Here is a 3,091-nt window from a genome sequence, read left to right as displayed (position 1 = left end):
TGGTCTTATAAGCAATGTGCTTGGCCTGCCGTGTTATCGCTGTTTGCCTCGGTCATGTTGTTGACCGGCGATAACCCCAAATAAGTCGGTAAAACAATCTGTAGTAATACACCGCAAGCGATCGTATGTCTCTAACTCACAATCCGCTAGCTTAGCTAGTCGTTAGTAACCATCTCTGTTGTATGGTCAAGCCGCACGGGCAATTAGTACTGGTTAGCTCAACGCCTCACAACGCTTCCACACCCAGCCTATCAACGTGGTAGTCTTCCACGGCCCTTTAGGGGAATCAAGTTCCCAGGGAGATCTTATCTTGAAGGAGGCTTCCCGCTTAGATGCTTTCAGCGGTTATCCCGTCCGAACATAGCTACCCGGCAATGCCACTGGCGTGACAACCGGAACACCAGAGGTTCGTTCACTCCGGTCCTCTCGTACTAGGAGCAACTCTTCTCAAATCTCCAACGCCCACGGCAGATAGGGACCGAACTGTCTCACGACGTTCTAAACCCAGCTCGCGTACCACTTTAAATGGCGAACAGCCATACCCTTGGGACCGGCTTCAGCCCCAGGATGTGATGAGCCGACATCGAGGTGCCAAACACCGCCGTCGATGTGAACTCTTGGGCGGTATCAGCCTGTTATCCCCGGAGTACCTTTTATCCGTTGAGCGACGACCCTTCCATACAGAATCGCCGGATCACTATGACCTACTTTCGTACCTGCTCGACATGTCTGTCTCGCAGTCAAGCGCACTTATACCATTATGCTCATTGCATGATTTCCGACCATGCTGAGTGCACCTTCGTACTCCTCCGTTACTCTTTGGGAGGAGACCGCCCCAGTCAAACTACCCACCATACACTGTCCTCGATCCGGATAACGGACCAGAGTTAGAACCTCAAACATACCAGGGTGGTATTTCAAGGACGGCTCCACAACAACTAGCGTCGCTGCTTCAAAGCCTCCCACCTATCCTACACAAATAGGCTCAAAGTTCAGTGCAAAGCTGTAGTAAAGGTTCACGGGGTCTTTCCGTCTAGCCGCGGGTACACTGCATCTTAACAGCGATTTCAATTTCACTGAGTCTCTGGTGGAGACAGCGTGGCCATCGTTACGCCATTCGTGCAGGTCGGAACTTACCCGACAAGGAATTTCGCTACCTTAGGACCGTTATAGTTACGGCCGCCGTTTACCGGGGCTTCGATCAAGAGCTTCGCCGAAGCTAACCCCATCAATTAACCTTCCGGCACCGGGCAGGCGTCACACCCTATACGTCCACTTACGTGTTTGCAGAGTGCTATGTTTTTAATAAACAGTCGCAGCCACCTGGTCACTTCGACCGGCCTCAGCTTAGGGAGCAAGTCCCATCACCAAAACCGGCGTACCTTCTCCCGAAGTTACGGTACCATTTTGCCTAGTTCCTTCACCAGAGTTCTCTCAAGCGCCTTGGTATTCTCTACCTGACCACCTGTGTCGGTTTAGAGTACGGTTCACTATTGCCTGAAGCTTAGAAGTTTTTCCTGGAAGCAGGGCATCAACCACTTCGTCTCTAAAAGAGACTCGTCATCAGTTCTCAGCCTTAGGGACCCGGATTTGCCTAAGTCCCCAGCCTACAACCTTAAACATGGACAACCAATCGCCATGCTGGCCTAGCCTTCTCCGTCACTCCATCGCAGCAATAGCGAGTACAGGAATATTAACCTGTTTTCCATCGACTACGGCTTTCGCCCTCGCCTTAGGGGCCGACTAACCCTGTCCCGATTAGCGTTGGACAGGAACCCTTGGTCTTCCGGCGGGGAGGTTTTTCACCTCCCTTATCGTTACTCATGTCAGCATTCGCACTTGTGATACCTCCAGCAGACCTCCCGATCCACCTTCAACGGCTTACACAACGCTCCTCTACCATGCCCGAAGGCATCCGCAGCTTCGGTTACCAATTTAGCCCCGGTATATCTTCCGCGCAGGCCGACTCGACTAGTGAGCTATTACGCTTTCTTTAAAGGATGGCTGCTTCTAAGCCAACCTCCTAGCTGTCTGGGCCTTCCCACATCGTTTCCCACTTAATTGGTATTTGGGACCTTAGCTGGCGGTCTGGGTTGTTTCCCTTTCCACGACGGACGTTAGCACCCGCCGTGTGTCTCCCGCGATTGCACTCCTCGGTATTCGGAGTTTGCATGGGGTTGGTAAGTCGGGATGACCCCCTAGCCCAAACAGTGCTCTACCCCCGAGGGTGAGACGCGAGGCGCTACCTAAATAGCTTTCGAGGAGAACCAGCTATCTCCCGGCTTGATTAGCCTTTCACTCCGATCCACAGGTCATCCCCTAATTTTTCAACATTAGTGGGTTCGGTCCTCCAGTTGATGTTACTCAACCTTCAACCTGCCCATGGATAGATCGCCGGGTTTCGGGTCTATTGCCTGCAACTAAACGCCCTATTAAGACTCGATTTCTCTACGGCTCCCCTAAGCGGTTAACCTTGCTACAGACAATAAGTCGCTGACCCATTATACAAAAGGTACGCAGTCACCCCGAAGGGCTCCTACTGCTTGTACGTATACGGTTTCAGGTTCTATTTCACTCCCCTCTCCGGGGTTCTTTTCGCCTTTCCCTCACGGTACTGGTTCACTATCGGTCAGCTGGGAGTATTTAGCCTTGGAGGATGGTCCCCCCATATTCAGTCAAGATAACACGTGTCCCGACCTACTCGATTTCACTCTAAATGCCTTTTCGTGTACGGGGCTATCACCCTGTATCGCGGTACTTTCCAGAACCTTCCACTAAAACATAAAAAGCTTAAGGGCTAATCCCCGTTCGCTCGCCGCTACTAAGGGAATCTCGGTTGATTTCTTTTCCTCCGGGTACTTAGATGTTTCAGTTCCCCGGGTTCGCCTCCATAACCTATGAATTCAGTTATGGATACTCCTAAAAGGAGTGGGTTTCCCCATTCGGACATTCTAGGATCAAAGCTTGTGTGCCAGCTCCCCTAGACTTTTCGCAGGCTCCTACGTCCTTCATCGCCTCCAGCTGCCAAGGCATCCACCGTATACGCTTAGTCGCTTGACCATACAACACAAACGACTACTAACGACTTTAA

The 3,091-nt window shown here is 51.6% G+C and carries 1 rRNA gene; it reads right to left on the bottom strand.

Going from position 1 to position 3,091, the window contains the following annotated elements:
- Positions 1-182 precede the first annotated feature (182 nt).
- Positions 183-3,060 (bottom strand): 23S ribosomal RNA (locus tag ABWV76_RS21970).
- Positions 3,061-3,091 lie beyond the last annotated feature (31 nt).

The organism is Microbulbifer sp. NBRC 101763 (genome assembly GCF_040371615.1).
Taxonomy (GTDB): Bacteria; Pseudomonadota; Gammaproteobacteria; order Pseudomonadales; family Cellvibrionaceae; genus Microbulbifer; species Microbulbifer variabilis.
This window is presented reverse-complemented; position numbering and strand designations above follow the sequence as displayed.